Below are 21,397 nucleotides of genomic sequence, written 5' to 3'. Positions count from 1 at the left end.
CTCGGAGCCACAGCGGCGGCCCATCCAATGTCAGCACACCGACGCTTGACGGATTGGCCCGCGACCTGACGGCTTATGCCAAAGACGGACATCTTGACCCGGTTATCGGGCGAAGCAAAGAAATTGAACGCGTCATTCAGGTGCTGAGCCGCCGGACCAAGAACAATCCGGTGCTGATCGGTGAGCCAGGGGTAGGTAAAACGGCAATCGCCGAAGGCTTGGCGCAAAAGATTATCAATAACGAGATTCCCGAAACACTGCGCGACAAGCGTGTAATGACGCTGGATATGGGTTCGGTCGTTGCCGGCACCAAATATCGCGGTGAATTCGAAGATCGTCTCAAAAAGATCATGGATGAAATTCGTCAGGCGGGCAACATTGTACTCTTCATCGATGAGTTGCATACGCTGATCGGTGCAGGCGGGGCTGAGGGCGCCATTGACGCCTCCAACATTCTGAAACCTGCGCTGGCCCGCGGCGAGCTGCAATGCATCGGCGCGACAACGCTGGATGAGTACCGCAAGTACATCGAGAAGGATGCGGCTCTAGAGCGTCGCTTCCAACCGATCACGGTGGATCAGCCTACTCCGGACGAAGCCGTTCAAATCCTTTACGGTCTGCGTGACCGCTATGAAGCGCATCACCGTGTAAAAATTACGGATGAGGCGATCGTTCAAGCTGTGAAGCTGTCCGACCGCTATATCACCGACCGCTTCCTGCCGGACAAGGCGATCGACCTTATTGATGAAGCGGGCTCTAAAGTAAGGCTGAACTCTTACACGATTCCGCCGAATTTGAAAGAGCTGGAAACCCGGCTGGACGATATCCGCAAGGAGAAAGACGCCGCTGTGCAAAGCCAGGAGTTCGAAAAAGCGGCCGCTCTTCGTGATACGGAGCAAAAAATCCGTGAAGAGCTTGATACGACGAAGAATCAATGGAAAGAAAAACAAGGCCGTACCGATTCCGAGGTTACCCCTGAGGATATCGCTCAAGTGGTGGCCAGCTGGACCGGCATTCCGGTTAATAAGCTGAAAGAAGAAGAGACGGAACGCCTGCTTAATATGGAAGCCCTGCTGCATGATCGTGTTATCGGCCAGGATGAAGCCGTCAAAGCGGTCAGCCGGGCCATCCGCCGGGCTCGCGCGGGTCTGAAAGATCCGAAGCGTCCGATGGGCTCTTTTATCTTCCTCGGCCCGACTGGGGTTGGTAAGACGGAACTTGCGCGTGCGCTTGCCGAGGCAATGTTCGGAGACGAGAATGCCGTTATCCGTATCGATATGTCGGAGTACATGGAGAAACACTCCACTTCCCGCCTTGTAGGGGCGCCTCCGGGATATGTAGGCTACGAAGAGGGCGGACAGCTTACCGAGAAAGTACGCCGCAAGCCGTACTCGGTAGTTCTGCTCGATGAAATTGAGAAGGCGCACCCTGAAGTATTCAACATCCTGCTGCAGGTGCTGGAAGACGGCCGCTTGACCGATTCCAAAGGCCGCGTTGTTGATTTCCGCAATACACTGATCATTTTGACCTCGAACGTTGGTGCTCAAGCGATCAAGCGCAACTCCACGCTTGGATTTACGGCGGTGCAGGATGCCGGCGCCGAGTACTCGAGCATGAAGGGCAAGGTCATGGATGAGCTGAAGAAGAGCTTCCGTCCGGAGTTCCTCAACCGGATCGACGAGATCATCGTATTCCACTCGCTGGAAGAGAAGCACATCGCCGAGATCGTTACGCTGATGTCCGAAGAGCTGCGCAAGCGGCTGCGTGAATACGCCGTCGATTTCGAACTGACGGACAATGCGAAAGCTTTCCTGGCGAAAGAAGGATTTGATCCGGCCTTCGGTGCGCGTCCGCTGCGCCGCGCAATCCAGAAGCATATTGAGGACCGTCTGTCCGAAGAGATGCTGAAAGGCAATATTGCCAAGGGCGATTTGCTGAAGATTGATGAAGAGAACGGCGAACTGACTGTGCGCAAGAAAGAGCCGGTATCGCTGGAGAAGGACGGAGAATAAGCTACAAGCCTAAAGAATAGGCATGGATAATTACAGAAGGAGAGCCGCTTCCTTATTCGGAAGCAGGCTCTCTTTTTTGGCATAGATGGATATAATGCTTCGCCCTTTTCCTGAATGCTCTTTCGTTCCCCGCCCTTAAATGGTAAACTTTGATTGACAGGGAAATATCCGCGATTTGAAGAAGCGGCGGTATGGTTAAACGGTTCGAAGGAGAAATTATGGCAAAGACAAAAACAAAATTTTACTGCACTGAATGCGGGTATGAGTCTCCGAAATGGCTCGGGAAATGCCCGGGATGTCAGTCTTGGAATAGCATGGTAGAGGAAACGGAAAGCGTAGTCAAAACTCAGGGAATGAGCACTCCTGTTTTTCATAGTAAAGAAAAGCCCCAATCCATCATAAATATAGAAAGCGATCAGGAACCCCGCATATTGACCGGCATCGGAGAACTTAACCGGGTGCTTGGCGGAGGGATTGTGCCGGGCTCACTGGTGCTTGTTGGAGGCGACCCGGGCATAGGGAAATCGACGCTGCTGCTGCAGACCTCCCATGCGCTGACCACGCAGGGATTGCGCGTGCTGTACATTTCAGGAGAAGAATCGGTCCGTCAGACGAGGCTGCGGGCGGACCGGCTCGGAGCCCTGTCATCCGAGCTGTATGTACTCTGTGAGACCAATATGGAGGCGATTGAGGAAGCGATTGAGGCGATTCAGCCTAATTTTCTGGTCATCGACTCCATCCAGACGGTGTTTCTGCCGGAAGTGACAAGCGCGCCGGGGAGCGTGTCGCAGGTTCGCGAATGTACGACAAGATTTATGCGAATCGCCAAAATTCGCGGCATTGCAACCGTACTGGTCGGGCATGTTACGAAGGAAGGCGCAATCGCGGGACCCCGGATGCTGGAGCATATGGTGGACTGCGTGCTGTATTTCGAAGGTGAGCGCCATCATACGTACCGGCTGCTGCGGGCCGTCAAGAACCGTTTCGGCTCGACGAATGAAATCGGCATTTTTGAAATGGGCGAAATCGGCCTGTCCGAGGTTGGCAATCCGTCTGAGCTGTTCCTTTCCGAGCGGCCCCTTGGCGTAGCGGGCTCCACAGTTGTAGCCAGCATGGAGGGCACGCGCCCGGTACTGGTGGAACTGCAGGCACTTGTCGCCGCCACGCATTTCCCCTCTCCGAGGAGGATGTCAACCGGACTGGATAACCAAAGGATGGCGCTTATTATCGCTGTGCTGGAGAAGCGGATGGGCATGTTTCTGCAGAACCAGGATGCCTATCTTAATGTTGCGGGCGGGGTTAAGCTGGATGAGCCGGCCATTGATCTGGCAGTCGCGGTCAGTATTGCTTCGAGCTTCCGGGATATCCCAACCCAGCCGTACGACGTATTCTTCGGCGAAGTGGGGCTTACGGGGGAAGTCAGAGGCGTCTCGCGCGCGGAGACGCGCGTCAAGGAAGCCGCCAAGCTGGGGTTCCGCCGGGTTATTATGCCCGAGAAGAGCCTGAAAGGCTGGAAGCATCCGAAAGATATACAGATTATCGGGGTAAGTACCGTAGCAGACGCATTAGCGGTCGCATTAAATTAGGGGGCAGAAGAATGAAAGATTATCAACTTGAAAATATGAACGATCTGCTCAGGCTAGCCGCACCGGGCACATCCTTTCGGGAAGGGCTGGAAAATGTGCTGCGGGCCAAGACAGGCGCGCTGATTGTCGTCGGCTACAGTCCCGAGGTGATGGAGGTGGTGGATGGGGGATTTTCCATCAACTGTGATTTTTCGCCCAATTATTTGTATGAATTAGCCAAGATGGACGGCGCGATTATTCTGAGCGAAGATCTAAAACGCATACTATATGCCAACACTCAATTGATTCCCGACCCCTCGATTAACTCAATCGAGACGGGAATCCGCCACAGGACGGCTGAACGGGTTGCGAAACAGACAGGCAAGCTGGTCGTATCCATTTCCCAGCGGCGCAACATCATCACGCTCTATCAAGGCTCTATCCGATATGCGCTTAAAGATATCGGTGTCATTCTGACCAAAGCCAACCAAGCGATTCAGACCTTGGAGAAGTATAGAGCCGTCCTCACCCAGTCGCTGACGAACCTCTCGGCCTCTGAGTACGAAGGCATTGTTACCGTGCCTGAAGTAGTTGGTGTCATTCAGCGTGTGGAAATGGTGCTCCGCATCAAGATGGAGATCAAGCGCTATATCACCGAGCTGGGCAACGAAGGACGCCTGATCAGCATGCAGATGGAAGAACTGGTCGGAAATACCGAAGTAGAGGCGTGGCTTCTGTACAGAGATTATGCAAGGGAAGAGGAAGAAGACAAAATCCGCGAAATTATCGCCGGACTGAAGCGAGCAAGTAACGACGAGCTGATGGACGACAATCATATCGCCCGGCTGCTCGGTTTCTCGTCTACCTCCGTCTCTGCCGAAGAGTCGGTCACACCGCGCGGCTACCGGCTGCTTAACAAAATTCCCCGGCTGCCGAATGTCATTATCCGTAATCTGGTGGAACGCTTCGAAATACTGCCCAATCTCATGATGGCGAGCATAGCGGAACTGGATGAGGTGGATGGAATCGGAGAGGCGCGGGCGCGGGGAATTCAGGACGGATTAAAACGGCTGCAAAAACAAGTTCTTATTGACAGACAAATGTAAATAACATACAATCACGTATTGTTAGAAACTTAAGACCTTACCGAATAATATAGGGGGTGACGAAATGATACAAAAATCAATTCCGAGTCTATTCACTTTGGGCAATTTATTGCTCGGAATGTTCGGGATCATGATGGCGCTCAACGGTAAAATCGGTATGGCGGCAATTATGGTCATTATCGCGATGCTTGCCGATTGCCTGGACGGCCGTGTAGCCCGGGCTCTTGGCGCGGAAAGCGAATTCGGTAAAGAGCTGGACTCATTGTCGGATGTCGTTTCCTTTGGTGTCGCACCCGCTCTTATAATGTACGTGACAAGTCTGCACGATTTGCATAATGCGTTGGCTTGGTCGGTTACCGCTATTTTTCCGATGTTCGGCGCGCTGCGTTTGGCCCGCTTCAATGTCCACCCGGGTGTTCCCGGTTATTTCATTGGCCTGCCGATCCCGGCAGCCGGAGGGGTACTCGCGACGCTGTCCCTGTTCCATAAGGATGTGCCTCCGGTTTTCATGGTTATCGCTGCGCTGTTGCTGTCCTACCTGATGGTCAGTACGGTGAAGTATCCGAATTTTAAAAAAGTCGGGCTGCCCAGAAAAGCGGTCATCGGCGCACCGATCGTCGTTATCATTGCTGTAGCAGTCGCTGTAGTATTTCCGGACCAGATTTCTAAAATGATCTTTGTCCTGCTGGCACTGTACGCCTTGTATGGCTTTAAGCAGAATGTTGACAGACTGGCGGCCAGACGCCGTCGCCGCAACAGAAGACGCTCGGATGACAAGGCTTATCACTCCAAGAATGGGTGAATTTCCGATTCTAATAATCAAAGAGCCGGTTCCACGCTTAAAAGGTGTGGCAACCGGCTCTTTTATTTATGTTACGGTGGATCGCATGCGATACGGAAGATTGGATGGCAGATCTGGCTTCTACGACAAATTGAACAGTCCGAGGGTTGCGCATTTTTGTGATTCCTTCACGACGACCTCGTCCATATTGATCCCAAGCAAATTGCACAGTGCCGACATATAGAACAGCTCCCGGCCAAGCTCGGAGCCGATGACCTCACGGCAGTTCTCGCACAATTCTCCCTTAACATGAGTGCCTGCGTTTTCCTTCGCTTTTTCCAGGCTGTCCCCGGATTCAAACACCTGCTTGGTGGCATGAAGCTCGATACAGCCGCATTCCGTTATCGCCTTGACGACGGCGCGGTTGACTGATGCGCTGCTTTGACCGTTCTTGGACAGCACATCCAGAAGACTGCGGTGTCTTAGCAACAGTTCGGAGACTTGGTCTTGAAAAGCCTGTAAACTCGGTGCGCTCATTAGCCATTCCCTCCGTTTCTTAATTGAGTTCATTATATGATACACAAAAGCTCTTTTTCAACGGGCATTAAGCCACAAATCGAGCAGCGGCTTTTTCCATCTTTCATAAAAAAATGGGCCTCCCACGATTACCTTCCCGAAAATTGGAACATACTGGGGGATAGGCGTGAGATTAAGGGAGGTGCGTAAACGATGTGGAAAAAATGGATTTTATTATTTGCCGCACTATGCGGAGGCTTTTCGGGCTACTCGCTGTATCATGCCGCAGAGCGGGATTTTCCGGAAGGCATGAACAGGCTGGGAAACAGCCTGCCGATTGAAGGAAGTCTTTTGTTTGCGGTGCTGGGTGCCATTATTTTTTTGTTCGCGGTGGCGTTATGCGCAGATTGGGCGGAGGCAAGACTGCGGAAGGCGGTTCGGTACTGTTCTCAGAAGCCGATGGATGAATTGGCTGCCGGAACGGCGGGAGTACTGGGGGGATTGCTGCTGGCGCTGCTGCTTTATCCCTGCATGACATGGCTGGGCAAAGCAGGCGAGCTCCTTCAGGTGCCTGTTACGGCTGGCTTGGGATATTTGGGGCTGCGAATAGGTCTTGAGAAGAAGAGGGAGCTGGCGGCGCTCTGGGCAACCGGAAGGTTTGGCCCAGCTGCGGAGCCGGAAGCCCCAGGACCGGAGGAACATAAAATTCTCGATACCAGCGTCATCATCGACGGACGGATTGCGGATATTTGCAAGACGGGATTCATTGAGGGAACCATTGTCATCCCCGAATTTGTGCTGGAGGAGCTGCAGCATATTGCCGACTCATCCGATCTGCTCAAGCGCAACCGGGGCCGCCGGGGTCTGGACATTCTCAATAAAATACAAAAAGAGCTGGACGTTAAGGTGCTGATATACGAGGGGGATTTCGAGGAAATCTCCGAGGTGGACAGCAAGCTGGTGAAGCTGGCGAAGGTGCTGCATGGCAAAGTCGTAACCAATGATTTCAATTTAAATAAGGTATGCGAGCTGCAAGGCGTCTCTGTGCTGAATATCAATGACCTGGCCAACGCGGTGAAGCCGGTGGTGCTGCCGGGCGAGGAGATCATCGTTCAGGTAATCAAGGACGGCAAGGAGCACGGGCAAGGGGTCGCCTATCTGGATGACGGTACCATGATTGTCGTGGAAGGCGGCCGCGAATTTATCGGCAGCACGATGGAAGTGCTTGTGACCAGCGTGCTGCAGACGTCGGCGGGGCGGATGATTTTTGCGAAGCCGAAGCTTCTGGAAAAAGCACAGTAGCGCCGGGGCGTTCAAACGGGGAGCCGTTTGAGCGCCTTCTTTTTGTTCGTCTTGCGCAGCACACTATTCTTGGGACGCTTCCCCTTCCTCTGACGAACTCACTGGGGGAACCGATTCTTCTTCTGGCGTTTGTCCCGTCTTTCTCTATGTAGGAGAAAGCCTTCTGCAAAAGCCGCCAGGCTTGGAAAAGCCGGACAAACACGCTATGATGGGGGTATACGTGAAATTACCCGTCAGATAAGTGTTATTGCTGAATGTATTAGGGATGCACGATGCGGGGGACTCGGGTTAAAGACAGGAGCTTACAAGAATGGCAAACAGTGTCGGCGTCGTCGTTGTGGCGGCAGGCAGGGGAACGCGAATGGGAACGGAAGAAAGCAAGCAGTATCTGCTGCTGCAGGGCAAGCCGATCGTCGTACATACGCTGGAAGTGTTCCAGCAGCACGAACGGATCTCGGAGATCGTGCTTGTTACCGGAGCGGAGGATATGGAACGCTGCCGGAAATGGAGCGAGGAGTACGGTCTGAGCAAAGTAAAAGACATCGTAGCCGGCGGTGCCGAGCGTCAGCATTCCGTATACCGGGGACTGGAACGGCTAAGTACGGAATGGGTGATGGTCCATGACGGCGTGCGGCCGTTTGTGCGTCCTTCTGATATAGATGCCTGCTATGAAGAAGCGGGGCGGACCGGCGCGTCCGTCCTTGCCGTTCCGGTCAAGGATACGATTAAGCAGGTAGACGGGCGGGGGAGAGTGCTCTCCACGCCGGACCGGCGCAGTCTGTGGGCGATCCAGACCCCGCAGACTTTTCGTCTGTCACAGCTTCGGGCGGCCTATGAAGCGGCGGACAAGGAAGGTTTTGTCGGCACTGACGATTCCAGCCTGGCCGAGCGGGCCGGGATACCGGTTGCCGTAGTGGAAGGAAGCTACAGCAATATTAAAATTACAACACCCGATGATTTGGAGTATGCGGAATTTACAGTAACCATGAGGAGAGAGGGACAAGCATGATCGCTGTAGGACAAGGGTTTGACGTGCATCAGCTGGTCGAAGGACGGCCGTGCATCATAGGAGGAGTAACGATTCCGTATGAGAAGGGGCTGCTGGGCCATTCGGACGCCGATGTGCTGCTGCACGCGGTCAGCGACGCCATTCTAGGCGCCTTGGGGCTCGGCGATATCGGCCGGCATTTTCCCGACACGGACCCCGCCTTCAAGGATGCGGACAGCCTGAAGCTGCTGGAGCATGTCTGGGGGCTGGCCAAGGAGCGCGGCTACCGTCTGGGAAATATCGATTCCACGATTATCGCCCAGAAGCCGAAGATGGCGCCCTATATTCCGCAAATGAAGGAAATTATCGCCCGGGCGCTGGAGGCGGAGCCGTCTCAGGTCAACGTAAAGGCGACCACAACGGAGCAGCTTGGCTTCACCGGACGAGGCGAGGGCATTGCGGCTCAATCTATTGTCTGCCTGCTCCAAAATGTGCTATCATCATGAGATGACTGCAAGTGGAGCGAATCAACGAAATCAAAGAGCGGAGGAACTAAAATGGGAGATCAAGTCCGGGTGCGGTACGCGCCAAGCCCTACGGGACATTTACATATCGGCAATGCCAGAACGGCTTTATTCAATTATTTATACGCCCGGAACCAAGGCGGCAAATTCATTATCCGGATCGAAGATACGGACGCGAAGCGCAACATCGCCGGCGGAGAAGAAAGCCAGCTGAAATATTTGAAATGGCTGGGCATTGATTGGGATGAGAGCACAGACGTCGGCGGCGAATACGGCCCATACCGCCAGACGGAACGGCTCGATCTGTACCGTGTATACTGGCAGGATCTTATTGACCGCGGGCTCGCATACCGCTGCTTCTGCACGGAGGAAGAACTGGAAGCGGAGCGCGAGCAGCAGCTTGCCCGGGGAGAGACGCCGCGCTATTCCGGGAAGCACCGCAACCTGACCGATGAGCAGCGCGCCGCTTATGAACGGGAAGGCCGCGTCGCAAGCATCCGGTTCCGTGTTCCGGAAGACCGGACCTATTCCTTTAATGACATCGTCAAGGGTCCTATCTCCTTCCAGACAACGGAAATGGGCGATTTTGTCATTGTGAAAAGAGACGGAATTCCAACGTATAACTTCGCGGTGGCCGTTGATGACCATTTAATGAAGATTACCCATGTGCTGCGCGGGGAAGATCATATCTCCAACACTCCCCGTCAGCTTATGATATATGAGGCCCTTGGCTGGGAAGCGCCGTTGTTCGGCCATATGACCCTGATTGTCGGCGAAGACCACAAGAAGCTCAGCAAGCGTAATGAATCGATTATCCAGTTCATCTCGCAGTACGAGGATCTGGGTTACCTGCCGGAAGCGCTGTTCAACTTTATTGCGCTGCTGGGCTGGTCGCCGGAAGGGGAGGAAGAGATTTTCAGCAAAGAAGAGCTGATCTCTATTTTTAATGCCGACCGCCTGTCCAAGAGTCCGGCTGTATTCGATACGAACAAGCTGGCGCATTTGAACAATCACTATATCAAGCATGCCGATCCGCAGCGGATTGCCGATCTGGCGATCCCTCATTTGCAAAAGGCTGGAAGACTGCCTGCGGAGCTCAGTGATGAGCAGCGCGCTTGGGCGGAAAGCCTGGTCGCTCTTTATCAGGAGCAGATGGTGGCGGCTTCGGATATTGTCGATCTGTCGGAAATTTTCTTCCGTACCCATCTGGAACTGGATGCGGAAGCGGCGTCAATCCTTTCGGAAAGCCAAGTTCCGGCAGTGCTCTCTGCCTTTTTGACGAAGATTGAAGCGGCCTCGGAGTTTACGCCGGCGGCAATCGGGGCATTAATTAAGGAAGTGCAGAAAGAGACGGGGAACAAGGGCAAAGCGCTGTTTATGCCGATCCGTGTCGCTGTAACCGGGCAGACGCACGGACGCGACCTCAATGCGACCATTGCCCTCATCGGGCGCAGCCGTGTCATCGATCGCCTCAATGCGCAGATAAAAGGAGCCTAAAAGTCCTGGGGAATAGGCAAATCCTCTTGTCAGTCCTTGCGCTTTTCGCTAAGATAAAGAATAGAAAATAATCGAAAAAGCTGCGATCAGGAGAAGTACACGTATAATATAGCCATTTACAGAGAGAATAACCGCGAAAAGGCCTGCCTTTTCAGGCTGGAAGTTATTCATGGCACACCGTGGAAAATGCGCCTGTGAGCTGTGCGGTTGAGGGGTTGCTCGTAGTAGTAGGCACCATTAGGCCGCGCCGGAGACATCACCGTTACGGATGCCAAGGGGGACAAGGAATCTGCCGTTTTTTAGGCGGGAGTCATTGTCCAAGCAGAGTGGGACCGCGCGACGACGTCTCTGCAGCTTTATGCTGCAGGGGCGTTTTTTGTTGAAATATAAGAGACAGCAGCGGCCGCTTATAGAGATCACAGAAGTAGCGGATTATCTTCTTCGCTCAGCCTGACAACAGGAGGCGAGGAAGCATGGAGGGGGAACCGCGATGCTTGAGCATATCAAAGCGGACATTCAGGTGGTGCTTGACAATGATCCTGCGGCCCGCAGCCGGTTCGAGGTCTTCTTTACTTATGCCGGTCTGCATGCAATCTGGGCTCACCGGATTGCCCATCGCTTATACAGACGCGAATGGTTTACAGTGGCGCGTATGGTGTCGCAATTCAGCCGGTTTATGACAGGAATCGAGATTCATCCCGGCGCGCGTATAGGCAAAAGATTGTTCATCGATCACGGCATGGGCGTGGTTATTGGAGAAACCTGTGAAATTGGCGACGATGTTATCATCTACCAGGGGGTCACACTGGGGGGAACGGGTAAAGAGAAAGGGAAGCGCCATCCAACTGTTGGCAATAATGTGGTTATTGGCTCCGGTGCAAAAGTGCTCGGCTCATTCCGAATTGGAGACAACTGTAACGTCGGCTCGAACTCGGTCGTGCTGCGGGAAGTGCCGGACAGCAGTACGGTTGTGGGTAATCCCGGCCGCATCGTGAAGCGCAACGGAGAGCGGGTAAGTGACAGACTGGATCATACGAAGCTGCCCGATCCGGTCATCGATTCCTTGCGTTTTCTGCAAAAGGAGATCGAAGAGCTGCGCCAGCAGATTGGCGGGGAAGACGGGCAAAAGGCGGAGCAGCGCAGGCTGGAAAGCGAGCAGTATTTCGGAGATTACGAAATTTAACCAGGCAACTGGCGACGGCCCTGACAAGGCCGAGCGAGAAAGGATTGAGCAGTATGGCGCTCACTATTTACAATACGTTATCACGGAGCAAGGAAGAATTCATTCCACTTGTCCCGGGGAAAGTTAAAATGTATGTATGCGGTCCGACCGTTTACGGATACATCCATATCGGAAATGCGAGGCCGGTCATCGTATTCGACATGGTTCGCAGCTATCTTGAGCAGCTGGGCAACGAGGTCGATTATGTGGTCAACTTTACGGATGTGGACGACAAACTGATCCGCAAGGCCGAAGAGATGAACATGACTGTGCCCGAAGTGGCCGAAATGTTCATTGAGGCTTTCTTGGAGGATAACGAGGGACTCGGCGTGCGGCGGGCAACCCGTAATCCGCGCGTGACGCAGAGTATGGATTTGATCATCGAATTTATCAAAGAATTGGTGGATAAAGGCTATGCTTACGAAAGCGGCGGGGATGTCTTCTACCGCACCGCCAAATTCGAGAGCTACGGCAAGCTGTCTCGCCAAAACCTGGAAGAGCTTCAGTTCGGCATTCGCGTCGAAGTTGATTCACGCAAGGAGAATCCTGAAGATTTCGTGCTGTGGAAAGCGGCGAAGCCGGGCGAGATCTTCTGGCACAGCCCATGGGGAAATGGACGCCCCGGCTGGCATATTGAGTGCTCGGCCATGGCCCGCGAATTCCTGGGCGACACCATCGATATCCACGGCGGCGGGCAGGACTTGACCTTTCCGCATCATGAATGCGAATGCGCACAGAGCGAGGCGCTGACCGGCAAGCCGCTGGCAAATTATTGGATGCATAACGGGTTTCTCAATATCGGCGACGAAAAAATGTCGAAATCACTCGGCAACGGTCTGCTCGTCAAAGACTTCCTCAGCCGTTACAAAGCGGGGGCGATCCGCTACTTCATGCTCTCGACGCATTACCGGAACCCGCTGAACTTCGGCGAAGAATCGCTGCAGTCGGCGGAGAAAAGCGTTGAACGGATTGCAAGCGCCGCAGGAAACGTCAAGTACCGCCTGAATTTGGCAGAAGGCGACACCGCAGGGGAGCCGAGTGCGGAGCTCGCGGCTAAGCTCGAAGCCATTTTGAAGCAGTATCATGAAAAAATGCAGGACGATTTCAATACGCCGGACGCAATCACGGCTGTATTTGAATGGGTGAACGCGGCCAATGTGGCGATGGCGGACAATAATCTGCCGGCGGCTGATCTGGCTGCGCTGCTGAAGGCTTTTGAAGAAATGAACGCCGTGCTTCGGCTTGTTCCTGAAACGGAAGAAGAGGGTACCGACGACGAAATAGAGCGGCTGATCGAGGAGCGCGTGGAAGCGCGGAAAGCGAAGAACTGGAGCCGTGCCGATGAAATTCGCGATATTTTGAACGGCATGGGTATCGTGCTTGAAGACACTCCGCAGGGAATGCGGTGGAAGCGCAAATGAGTGAAGGCTGGTTTCCTTATTCGCCTTCCAAGCCGGTTAAGCTAATTTCGCCTATTGTGCTTGCGTACATTGGAGACGCGATTTATGAGGTGGCGATACGGCAGTATCTCATTTCTCGTCCCAACCTGCGCCCAAATCATCTTCACCGCGCTGCGACCGGGTTCGTGTCGGCCAAAGCGCAGAGCAAGATTCTAAGTTTGCTGGAACCGGAGCTTACGGATGAGGAGAAGGACATTATTCGGCAGGGACGCAACGCCAAGTCGGGCACCATACCGAAAAATGCCGATGTGCTGGAGTACCGCTACGCCACGGCCTTCGAATGCCTGATCGGCTATCTGTATTATACCGGGCAGCAGGCAAGGCTGCAGGAATTGATACACAGGGGCATTCAGCAAATGGAAAGTTAGAACCGGGAGGATACAACTATGGTTGAAGATTACGATAAGACCGAAGAAATATTGGCCGGCAAGCATTCGGTGCTTGAAGCACTGCGCGCAGGCCGGACACTTAATAAAATATGGATCGCGGAGAACGCGCAAAAAGCGCTGACGGCTCCCATCGTGGCCGAAGCCCGTCAAGCGGGCGTCATTATCCAGCATGTGGATAAGCGCAAGCTGGATCAGCTTGCTCCCGGATTACAGCATCAGGGAGTGGTTGCCCAGGCCGCTCCTTACGCCTACGCGGAAGTCGAGGATCTGTTGGCCGCCGCCGAAGCCAAGGGAGAGCCTCCGTTCCTGCTGCTTCTGGACGAAATAGAAGATCCGCATAATCTGGGTTCAATCCTCCGGAGCGCTGATTGTACCGGGGTTCATGGTGTAATTGTGCCCAAACGGCGTTCTGCGCAAATAACAGCCACGGTATCGAGGACTTCCGCTGGTGCCGTGGAATATGTGCCCGTTGCGCGTGTAACGAATCTGGGGCAGACAATCGACCGGCTGAAAGAGCTTGGAATTTGGGTTGTCGGAACGGATGTCGATACGGATCAGGATTTGTTCGGCTCCGATATCTTTACCGGTCCGGTTGCGGTAGTGATCGGGAACGAGAGCAAGGGCATGGGCAGGCTGATCCGCGAAAAATGCGATATGCTGCTGAAGCTTCCGATGGTTGGTAGAATCAACTCACTTAATGCTTCCGTAGCCGCGGGAGTCATTATGTACGAGGTGCTGCGGCGCCGTCGCAGACCGGAATAGCGATGAGAGACCTGCGCGATGTGTTGCTGGTGGACGGATATAATATGATCGGCGGCTGGCCGGAGCTCGCTGCGCTTTCCCAGGCCGGCATGCAGGAAGCGCGTGACCGGCTTCTCGATTTGCTCGCCGATTATCAGGCCTATTCGGGGCGTCGCGTTATCGCCGTGTTTGACGCCTATCGGGTGCCAGGCCTCGGCCGTTCTTTTGTCCAGGGCAAGGTTCAAGTCTATTTCACGAAGGAAAAAGAAACGGCGGATGAATGCATTGAGCGGCTGGTCGGAGAGTACAGCCACCGCCGCCGGCAGATTTATGTGGCCACCAGCGATTCAACCGAGCAGCATGTCATTTTTGCGCAGGGAGCGCTGCGGGTTTCGGCCAGGGAGCTTCGGCTTGAGGTGGAGGAGATGCAGCGGGAGGTCAAAAAAACAATCGAACCGCGAAATACCCGTTCCTCCCGGCATACCCTTGAGGATAAGCTCCCGCCCGAAGTACGCAGCCGGCTGGAAGATTGGCGAAGACAATAAGTATCTGGACATGTTAGAGAAGCTCCGGAAAACTGTAATTTTATGTTATTGATGATCAATACTTGGTTAAACAGTTATTGACGGTGTAAGGTAACGTAATATATACTGTTCGTATATTTCACGAAGTAACGATGCGTCCTGCGTTGCAGCCGGGGGGATTCTTGGTGAGTGTCGACCTCAAGGAACTAGTGCTTTCCGAGTATGAATTCATAAGCGACGAAGACATCGTTGAAGCTTTTCGAAGCGGTGACGGTGGCGCGTTGGAACATCTGATTAACAAATACCGCAATTTTGTGCGCGCAAAGGCCCGGTCCTATTTTCTGATCGGAGCGGATCGCGAGGATATTGTTCAGGAAGGCATGATCGGCCTTTATAAGGCAATTCGTGATTTCAAGGGCGACAAGTTGTCTTCGTTCAAGGCGTTTGCCGAGCTGTGCATTACCCGGCAGATCATTACAGCCATCAAGACGGCCACACGCCAGAAGCATATTCCGCTTAATTCCTACGTCTCTTTGGACAAGCCGATTTATGATGAGGATTCGGATCGTACTCTGATGGACGTCATTTGCGGCTCACAGGTGCTGGATCCCGAGGAACTGATTATCAATCAGGAGGAATTCATCGGACTTGAGGACAAGATGGCCGAAATTCTCAGCGATTTAGAACGTAAAGTGCTGATGCTCTATCTTGATGGACGATCCTATCAGGAAATCGCCGAGGATTTGAAGCGGCATGTGAAGTCGATTGACAACGCTCTGCAGCGGGTAAAGCGGAAATTGGAAAGATATCTGGAAGTGCGTGACAATTAGTGATATAATATGAACCGGAAAGGCTCGTATACGAGTCTTTTTTTAATTGGAGAACTGTCGGATGGTTTAACTATGGCGGAAATATATAATACTAGATATCAGACCGGCGGATGCAAGTGAAAGCTGGAGAATAAGGAATGCGGACACGCTTGGACAAGTTGTTTCAGAAATGCGGGAATTTTCGTTGACATTGGGCTTGACGTTATGATAAAGTGTTTTAGGTAGGCCCAAATTCGCGGCTTTTTTTGGATATAAACAAAGTTGAGGCTTTTGGCTGGAGCTTTGATTATATTTTGAAAAAGAGATGCCATCCACGAAAAGAACGGTCAGCCGTTTTTTTCATGGGATCAATTTTTGCGTCTTTCGGTTCTGCGAATCGAGAGAACGTTTCGGGAGGTGCACAGCATGCGGGTAATTATCACTTTGGCTTGTACAAGTTGCAAACAAAGAAACTACGCGACGACCAAAAACAAGCGTAATCATCCCGACCGCATGGAGTTGAAGAAGTTTTGCAAGTTTTGCAACGCGCAAACTCCTCATCGCGAAACTAGATAGTTTGTTGGAGGTGTAGTCGGCGTGAAACGCAGTTTCAAGTCTTTGTTTTCCTTTTTCACTGAGAGCTGGACTGAACTTAAGAAGGTTCGATGGCCCAGTCGTAAAGAACTAACCAACTATACATTGATCGTTCTAGGTACAATCGTAGTTGTCGCGCTTTATTTCTGGGTTCTGGACATCGGTATTTCCGCTGTGATCGAAGCGATTATTTAGAGAGGTCCCAGGTGGCTTGATATGGAAAAAAGATGGTACGTCGTTCATACCTACTCCGGGTATGAGAACAAGGTCAAAGCCAATTTGGAAAAGCGCGTTGAGTCCATGGGCATGGAAGACAAAATATTCCGCGTTCTTGTTCCTATGGAAGAAGAAGTGGTAAACAAGGATGGCAAGAAAAAGGCCGTCATGCGTAAAGTTTACCCCGGTTATGTTTTGGTCGAAATGATTCAGACGGATGATTCCTGGTATGTTGTCCGCAACACGCCGGGCGTTACAGGGTTCGTAGGTTCGACGGGTTCGGGTTCCAAGCCAACCGCATTGCTTCCGGAAGAGGTAGAACAAATTCTGAAGCATATGGGCATGGTTGAGCCGAAACCGAAGATCGATTTCGAAATCAAGGAATCCGTACGCATTATGGTTGGTCCTTTTGCGAATTTTGTGGGCTCCGTGGAAGAAATTTTGGCTGACAAGAGCAAGATTAAGGTTCATGTCAACATGTTTGGAAGAGAAACCCCGCTGGAGTTGGATTTCACTCAAGTGGAGAAAATATAACACAAGGGTTTCTTGTGAACGGACGGCTTGCCGTTCGAGTCCAGTACTTAAGTCAAGGAGGTGTCACTCATGGCTAAAAAAGTTATCAAAATGGTGAAGCTGCAGATTCCTGCAGGGAAAGCGAACCCTGCGCCTCCGGTAGGTCCGGCGCTTGGTCAAGCAGGTGTCAACATCATGGCATTCTGTAAGGAATTCAACGCCCGTACCGCCGACCAAGCCGGTCTGATTATCCCGGTTGAAATCACGGTATTCGAGGATCGTTCCTTTACGTTCATCACTAAAACTCCTCCGGCTGCTGTTCTGCTCCGCATCGCTGCGAAAGTAGAAAAAGGCTCCGGCGAACCGAACAAGAAAAAAGTTGCCAAGCTGAACCGCGCCGCAGTGCGTGAAATCGCTGAGCAAAAAATGCCCGACCTGAACGCTGCATCCGTGGAAGCGGCTATGCGTATGGTTGAGGGAACTGCCCGCAGCATGGGCATCACGATCGAAGACTAATTTCGACTTCGTGCAGACCGGTCTCCTGGGGACCGCATTATGTGGGAGGATATTCCGCTAATACCACAAAGGAGGAACATTTTCATGGCTAAACATGGTAAGAAATACCTGGAAGCTGCCAAGCTGATTGACAGCGAAGCAACTTACGAGCCTTCGGAAGCCGTTGAGCTTGTGAAGAAGGCGGCAACTGCCAAATTCGACGAAACCGTTGAAGCGGCTGTCCGTCTGGGCGTAGACCCTCGTAAACAAGACCAAGCCGTTCGTGGCGTTGTTGTCCTGCCTCATGGCACAGGCAAAACCCAGCGCGTGCTTGTATTTGCTAAAGGTGACAAAGCGAAGGAAGCGGAAGCGGCTGGCGCTGATTTTGTTGGCGATCAAGATATGATCAACAAAATCCAACAAGGCTGGTTCGAGTTCGACGTCTGCGTAGCTACACCTGATATGATGAGTGAAGTCGGTAAACTGGGCCGTCTGCTCGGTGGTAAAGGCCTTATGCCTAACCCTAAAGCCGGCACCGTTACATTCGATGTTGCCAAGGCTGTTCAAGAAATCAAAGCCGGTAAAATCGAGTACCGTCTGGACAAAGCAGGTCAAATTCATGCGCCGATCGGCAAAGTGTCTTTTGATGCTGCTCAACTGAACGAAAACCTTAAAGCACTTATCGATGCGTTGAACCGTGCGAAACCGGCTGCAGCCAAAGGGGTATACCTCAAAGGCATCGCCGTATCTTCGACTATGGGACCAAGCGCTCGTGTAAGCACGGCTGCTTACAGATAATTGAGGATTGACTCTCGGGACAATCTTTGTTAATCTATAACAGTTGTGATGAGTTAGGATCTTCTACTTAACTTTGAATATGCTTGCCGTAGACAGTAGGTGCCGCAAGGCTTAATTTCCTACCGAGGTGTTATGATAGAAACAAAGGAAACGGTGCTCCGTATACCTATCGTTTTATCAAGCCTTCGTGAATCTGCGGAGGCTTTTCTAATGCCTGCGTAGGATCGGCGGAGCTTTTTGTTAATAGCGCGCCGTATAAATTATCAGGAGGTGTAATCATTGGCAAATGCTAAAGTAATTGAAGCTAAACAGGAAGCGGTTGATGTCGTTACCGGCAAACTGCAAAACAGCATCACTACTGTTGTTGCGGACTACCGCGGATTGAACGTTTCCCAAGTAACCGAACTGCGCAAGCAGCTTCGCGAAGCGGGCGTTGAATTCCAAGTTCTTAAGAACACGCTGCTTCGCCGCGCAACCGCTGCGGCTGAGCTGACCGAACTGGATGAAGTTCTGACAGGTCCTACAGCTATCGCCTTCAGTGCGAATGATGCAGTGGCACCGGCCAAAATTTTGAATGATTTTGCCAAAAAGAACGACGCTTTGAAACTGAAAGGCGGCGTTGTGGAAGGTAAAGTAATCGGTGCGGATCAAATCAAAGCGCTGGCGGAACTTCCTTCTCGCGAAGGACTGCTGTCCATGCTGCTTAGCGTGCTTCAAGCACCAATGCGCAACTTCGCGCTGGCAGTCAAAGCTGTCGCCGACAAAGAAGAGCAAAGCGCGTAACACAAACCGGAATTTCAATCTAAAAATTTCAATATAATTGGAGGTTTAATCATGAGTAAAGAAGCAATCTTGGAAGAAATCAAAGGCATGAGCGTATTGGAACTGAACGAACTGGTTAAGGCAATCGAAGAAGAATTCGGCGTAACTGCAGCAGCTCCTGTAGCAGTTGCTGGCGGCGCAGCAGTAGCTGCTGAAGCAGAACAAACTGAATTCGACGTAATCCTGACAAGCGCTGGCGGTTCCAAGATCAACGTAATCAAAGTTGTTCGCGAAATCACTGGCCTGGGTCTGAAAGAAGCCAAGGATCTGGTAGACAACGCTCCGAAGCCGATCAAAGAAAAAGTAAGCAAAGAAGACGCAGATGCTGTCAAAGCAAAGCTGGAAGAAGCAGGCGCAGCTGTAGAAGTGAAGTAATTGTAAGCAACATCCTTGGGAGCGAAGTGATTCCTCCCATCCATTGCAGCCCCTTGAACTTGTTCAAGGGGTTTGCTGTATGCCAATGATCTAAGGTGGTTACTGAGCAATCCAGAAGAGGGAGGAATGGGTATGTCCCAGCATTATTACTCGCAGCAGCCGGAAGCCCGTCATGACAGACGCGTTATTAGCGCAGTGCTTAGGGGTACAACTTTTCGATTTACAAGCGATGCCGGCGTGTTCTCCAAAGGAGATGTGGATTATGGCAGCCGGGCGCTGATTGAAGCCATGGAAATTCCAGACGGATCTTCGGTGCTTGATGTGGGCTGCGGCTATGGGCCGATTGGTCTTGCAGCAGCGCGTCTGGCTCCCGAAGGAATCGTGACGATGCTTGATATTAACAGCCGGGCAGTTGAACTGGCCCGCGAAAATGCGAAACTGAATGGGATTTCAAATGTGAAGATCATGGAAAGCGATGTGCTGGCTGCAGTGGCTGGACAGACCTTTGATGTCATTCTAACCAATCCTCCCATTCGTGCGGGGAAATCGGTGGTCCATCGTATTTTTGAAGAAGCCTATGAGCATTTGAATGAAACCGGAGCACTCTGGGTCGTTATTCAGAAGAAGCAGGGCGCGCCTTCGGCGGCGGCCAAGCTGGAGAGTCTGTTCGGAGAAGTACAGGAGATTGGGAAAGACAAGGGATACCGAATTTTGAAAGCCGAAAAAATCATTAAATAAATAGGCTGACATTATTGACACGGGATGTTGGTAGTGGTATTATTATAAAATGTCAGTATTAAGCTAGGCTCCATGTCTTTAGTTTGCTGAAATGTCAAGCGTCAACATTGTCAACGGCAGGCGCATGCCGAGGGCAAGTTTGCGCGGAAACGCCTATTAGCAGCCGTTTTCCTTTGAGGGAGAGGGATGATGAGGGCCGCAACGCATAAACACACGCTGGCTAACGTATAATATGTACGTTTTGGGCAAATCTACTGACTATGGAGTAATACCGCCCATGAAGAGATGCGCTCTTTTTTCGAAAGATTTCGATAAGGGCTTTTCTTTATTTGGGGGATGAATCTCTGTCGCTTGGTTCCATTATACGGTTACAAACAGGGGTTCGCAATCAATTTTTAAGTAAGTAGACATGAGGGGTGAGTAAAGTTGGCAGGACATCTTGTTCAGTATGGTCGACGCACTCGGCGAAGCTATGCGAGAATTAACGAGGTACTCGAGGTCCCGAACCTGATTGAAATCCAACAAAAATCATACGATTGGTTTTTGGAGGAAGGACTGCGTGAAATGTTCCAGGACATCTCGCCGATCCAGGATTTCACAGGTAATTTGGTGCTGGAGTTCATTGATTACAGCTTGGGCGAACCGAAATATACGGTGGACGACGCCAAAGAGCGTGACGTGACGTATGCAGCGCCTCTTCGGGTGAAAGTGCGGCTCATCAACAAGGAGACCGGCGAGGTCAAGGAACAGGAAGTGTTCATGGGGGATTTCCCGCTGATGACGGAGACCGGTACGTTTATTATTAACGGTGCGGAACGGGTAATTGTCAGCCAGTTGGTTCGCTCTCCTAGCGTCTACTTTAGCACTAAAGTGGATAAGAACGGCAAAAAAACCTACACGGCCACAGTTATTCCAAACCGCGGAGCCTGGCTGGAGCTGGAGACCGACGCGAAGGACATCATGTATGTCCGGATCGACCGTACCCGTAAAATTCCGGTTACTGTGCTACTGCGTGCTCTCGGATTCGGCAGCGACGCCGAAATTCTGGAACTGCTTGGCAATGATGAATATATTCGGAACACCCTTGACAAGGACAATACGGACTCCACGGAAAAGGCGCTCATCGAAATTTACGAACGTCTTCGTCCGGGCGAGCCGCCGACGCTTGATAACGCCAAGAGCTTGCTCGTAGCGCGTTTCTTCGACCCTAAGCGTTATGACCTGGCAAATGTGGGCCGCTACAAAATCAACAAAAAGCTGCACATCAAGAATCGTCTCTTTAACCAGCGGCTGGCTCAGCCTTTGGTGGATGAATCGACTGGAGAAATCCTGGCCGAGACCGGCCAGATGGTAGATCGCCGTTTGCTGGACGAACTGCTGCCGTATTTCGAGAAAAATATGGCTGGCGAG

At 52.2% G+C, this 21,397-nt stretch carries 23 protein-coding genes, 1 pseudogene and 1 other annotated feature; of the genes and pseudogenes, 23 read left to right on the top strand and 1 reads right to left on the bottom strand.

The features are described from left to right. The 4 genes from L691_RS0117325 to pssA form a co-directional block, all read left to right on the top strand. Positions 1–2,012: ATP-dependent Clp protease ATP-binding subunit (locus tag L691_RS0117325; protein WP_025691689.1), on the top strand; the 2,012-nt coding region annotated here is incomplete at its 5' end. A gap of 218 nt (positions 2,013–2,230) precedes the next feature. Then, positions 2,231–3,598, top strand: coding sequence for a DNA repair protein RadA (gene radA / locus L691_RS0117320; protein ID WP_025691688.1), 1,368 nt, complete (start codon positions 2,231–2,233; stop codon positions 3,596–3,598). Positions 3,599–3,609: 11 nt separating this feature from the next. Further along, the gene (gene disA / locus L691_RS0117315; RefSeq protein WP_025691687.1) at positions 3,610–4,683 is read left to right on the top strand and encodes a DNA integrity scanning diadenylate cyclase DisA; all 1,074 of its coding nucleotides are present in this window, start codon (positions 3,610–3,612) and stop codon (positions 4,681–4,683) included. 64 nt (positions 4,684–4,747) lie between these two features. Then, complete coding sequence (gene pssA / locus L691_RS0117310) at positions 4,748–5,485, top strand: CDP-diacylglycerol--serine O-phosphatidyltransferase (protein ID WP_025691686.1); 738 nt, start codon at positions 4,748–4,750, stop codon at positions 5,483–5,485. A 120-nt stretch (positions 5,486–5,605) separates the two neighbouring features. Here pssA and L691_RS0117305 read toward each other — a convergent pair whose 3' ends face one another. After that, positions 5,606–6,001: a nucleoside triphosphate pyrophosphohydrolase family protein gene (locus L691_RS0117305; protein WP_025691685.1), complete on the bottom strand. Its 396-nt coding sequence runs from the start codon at positions 5,999–6,001 to the stop codon at positions 5,606–5,608. 192 nt (positions 6,002–6,193) lie between these two features. On the opposite strand from L691_RS0117305, the gene L691_RS0117300 reads away from it, so the two are divergent. From L691_RS0117300 to L691_RS29230, 19 genes and pseudogenes are all read left to right on the top strand, one after another. After that, positions 6,194–7,282: a PIN/TRAM domain-containing protein gene (locus L691_RS0117300; RefSeq protein WP_025691684.1), complete on the top strand. Its 1,089-nt coding sequence runs from the start codon at positions 6,194–6,196 to the stop codon at positions 7,280–7,282. Positions 7,283–7,592: 310 nt separating this feature from the next. After that, positions 7,593–8,291, top strand: coding sequence for a 2-C-methyl-D-erythritol 4-phosphate cytidylyltransferase (gene ispD / locus L691_RS0117295; protein ID WP_025691683.1), 699 nt, complete (start codon positions 7,593–7,595; stop codon positions 8,289–8,291). After that, entirely contained in the window at positions 8,288–8,776 is a 489-nt protein-coding gene (ispF, locus tag L691_RS0117290; RefSeq protein WP_025691682.1) for a 2-C-methyl-D-erythritol 2,4-cyclodiphosphate synthase, read from the top strand. The genes ispD and ispF overlap by 4 nt, the downstream gene beginning before the upstream one ends. Before the next feature lie 51 nt (positions 8,777–8,827). Beyond that, positions 8,828–10,291: a glutamate--tRNA ligase gene (gene gltX, locus L691_RS0117285; RefSeq protein ID WP_025691681.1), complete on the top strand. Its 1,464-nt coding sequence runs from the start codon at positions 8,828–8,830 to the stop codon at positions 10,289–10,291. Between the two features lie 490 nt (positions 10,292–10,781). Further along, on the top strand, positions 10,782–11,474 hold the full coding sequence (gene cysE / locus L691_RS0117280; protein ID WP_025691680.1) for a serine O-acetyltransferase: 693 nt from the start codon (positions 10,782–10,784) through the stop codon (positions 11,472–11,474). A gap of 53 nt (positions 11,475–11,527) precedes the next feature. After that, complete coding sequence (cysS, locus tag L691_RS0117275; protein WP_025691679.1) at positions 11,528–12,934, top strand: cysteine--tRNA ligase; 1,407 nt, start codon at positions 11,528–11,530, stop codon at positions 12,932–12,934. Then, positions 12,931–13,341 (top strand): Mini-ribonuclease 3, encoded by a 411-nt coding sequence (locus tag L691_RS0117270; protein WP_025691678.1) that lies wholly within the window; start codon positions 12,931–12,933, stop codon positions 13,339–13,341. Before cysS ends, L691_RS0117270 begins: the two co-directional genes overlap by 4 nt. 18 nt (positions 13,342–13,359) lie before the next feature. After that, on the top strand, positions 13,360–14,124 hold the full coding sequence (gene rlmB, locus L691_RS0117265) for a 23S rRNA (guanosine(2251)-2'-O)-methyltransferase RlmB (RefSeq protein WP_025691677.1): 765 nt from the start codon (positions 13,360–13,362) through the stop codon (positions 14,122–14,124). Positions 14,125–14,126: 2 nt separating this feature from the next. Beyond that, on the top strand, positions 14,127–14,648 hold the full coding sequence (locus tag L691_RS0117260) for an NYN domain-containing protein (protein WP_025691676.1): 522 nt from the start codon (positions 14,127–14,129) through the stop codon (positions 14,646–14,648). A 164-nt stretch (positions 14,649–14,812) separates the two neighbouring features. Further along, positions 14,813–15,457, top strand: coding sequence for an RNA polymerase sporulation sigma factor SigH (gene sigH / locus L691_RS0117255; protein WP_025691675.1), 645 nt, complete (start codon positions 14,813–14,815; stop codon positions 15,455–15,457). 405 nt (positions 15,458–15,862) lie between these two features. Beyond that, on the top strand, positions 15,863–16,012 hold the full coding sequence (gene rpmG, locus L691_RS31405) for a 50S ribosomal protein L33 (protein ID WP_081755001.1): 150 nt from the start codon (positions 15,863–15,865) through the stop codon (positions 16,010–16,012). 21 nt (positions 16,013–16,033) lie between these two features. Next, entirely contained in the window at positions 16,034–16,225 is a 192-nt protein-coding gene (secE, locus tag L691_RS0117250) for a preprotein translocase subunit SecE (protein ID WP_025691674.1), read from the top strand. A gap of 21 nt (positions 16,226–16,246) precedes the next feature. Then, positions 16,247–16,780 (top strand): transcription termination/antitermination protein NusG, encoded by a 534-nt coding sequence (gene nusG / locus L691_RS0117245; RefSeq protein ID WP_025336689.1) that lies wholly within the window; start codon positions 16,247–16,249, stop codon positions 16,778–16,780. Positions 16,781–16,849: 69 nt separating this feature from the next. Further along, positions 16,850–17,275 carry a 50S ribosomal protein L11 gene (rplK, locus tag L691_RS0117240; protein WP_025691673.1) on the top strand — a complete coding sequence of 142 codons (426 nt, stop codon included), beginning with the start codon at positions 16,850–16,852 and terminating at the stop codon, positions 17,273–17,275. An 84-nt stretch (positions 17,276–17,359) separates the two neighbouring features. Beyond that, positions 17,360–18,052 carry a 50S ribosomal protein L1 gene (rplA, locus tag L691_RS0117235; protein WP_025691672.1) on the top strand — a complete coding sequence of 231 codons (693 nt, stop codon included), beginning with the start codon at positions 17,360–17,362 and terminating at the stop codon, positions 18,050–18,052. Positions 18,053–18,120: 68 nt separating this feature from the next. Next, positions 18,121–18,270 (top strand) — a sequence feature (ribosomal protein L10 leader region). 61 nt (positions 18,271–18,331) lie between these two features. Further along, the gene (rplJ, locus tag L691_RS0117230) at positions 18,332–18,835 is read left to right on the top strand and encodes a 50S ribosomal protein L10 (protein WP_025691671.1); all 504 of its coding nucleotides are present in this window, start codon (positions 18,332–18,334) and stop codon (positions 18,833–18,835) included. Between the two features lie 51 nt (positions 18,836–18,886). Continuing rightward, a complete protein-coding gene (rplL, locus tag L691_RS0117225; RefSeq protein WP_025691670.1) occupies positions 18,887–19,249 on the top strand; it encodes a 50S ribosomal protein L7/L12 in 363 nt (120 codons plus the stop codon). A 132-nt stretch (positions 19,250–19,381) separates the two neighbouring features. Further along, positions 19,382–19,987 (top strand): class I SAM-dependent methyltransferase, encoded by a 606-nt coding sequence (locus L691_RS0117220; protein ID WP_025691669.1) that lies wholly within the window; start codon positions 19,382–19,384, stop codon positions 19,985–19,987. Between the two features lie 426 nt (positions 19,988–20,413). Continuing rightward, positions 20,414–21,397: pseudogene (locus L691_RS29230) on the top strand (DNA-directed RNA polymerase subunit beta); the annotation flags it as partial.

Source organism: Paenibacillus zanthoxyli JH29, from assembly GCF_000520715.1.
Classification (GTDB): domain Bacteria; phylum Bacillota; class Bacilli; order Paenibacillales; family Paenibacillaceae; genus Paenibacillus_AQ; species Paenibacillus_AQ zanthoxyli.
Note: the sequence above shows the minus strand (reverse complement) of the source record. Positions and strands in the feature narration are given on the sequence as shown.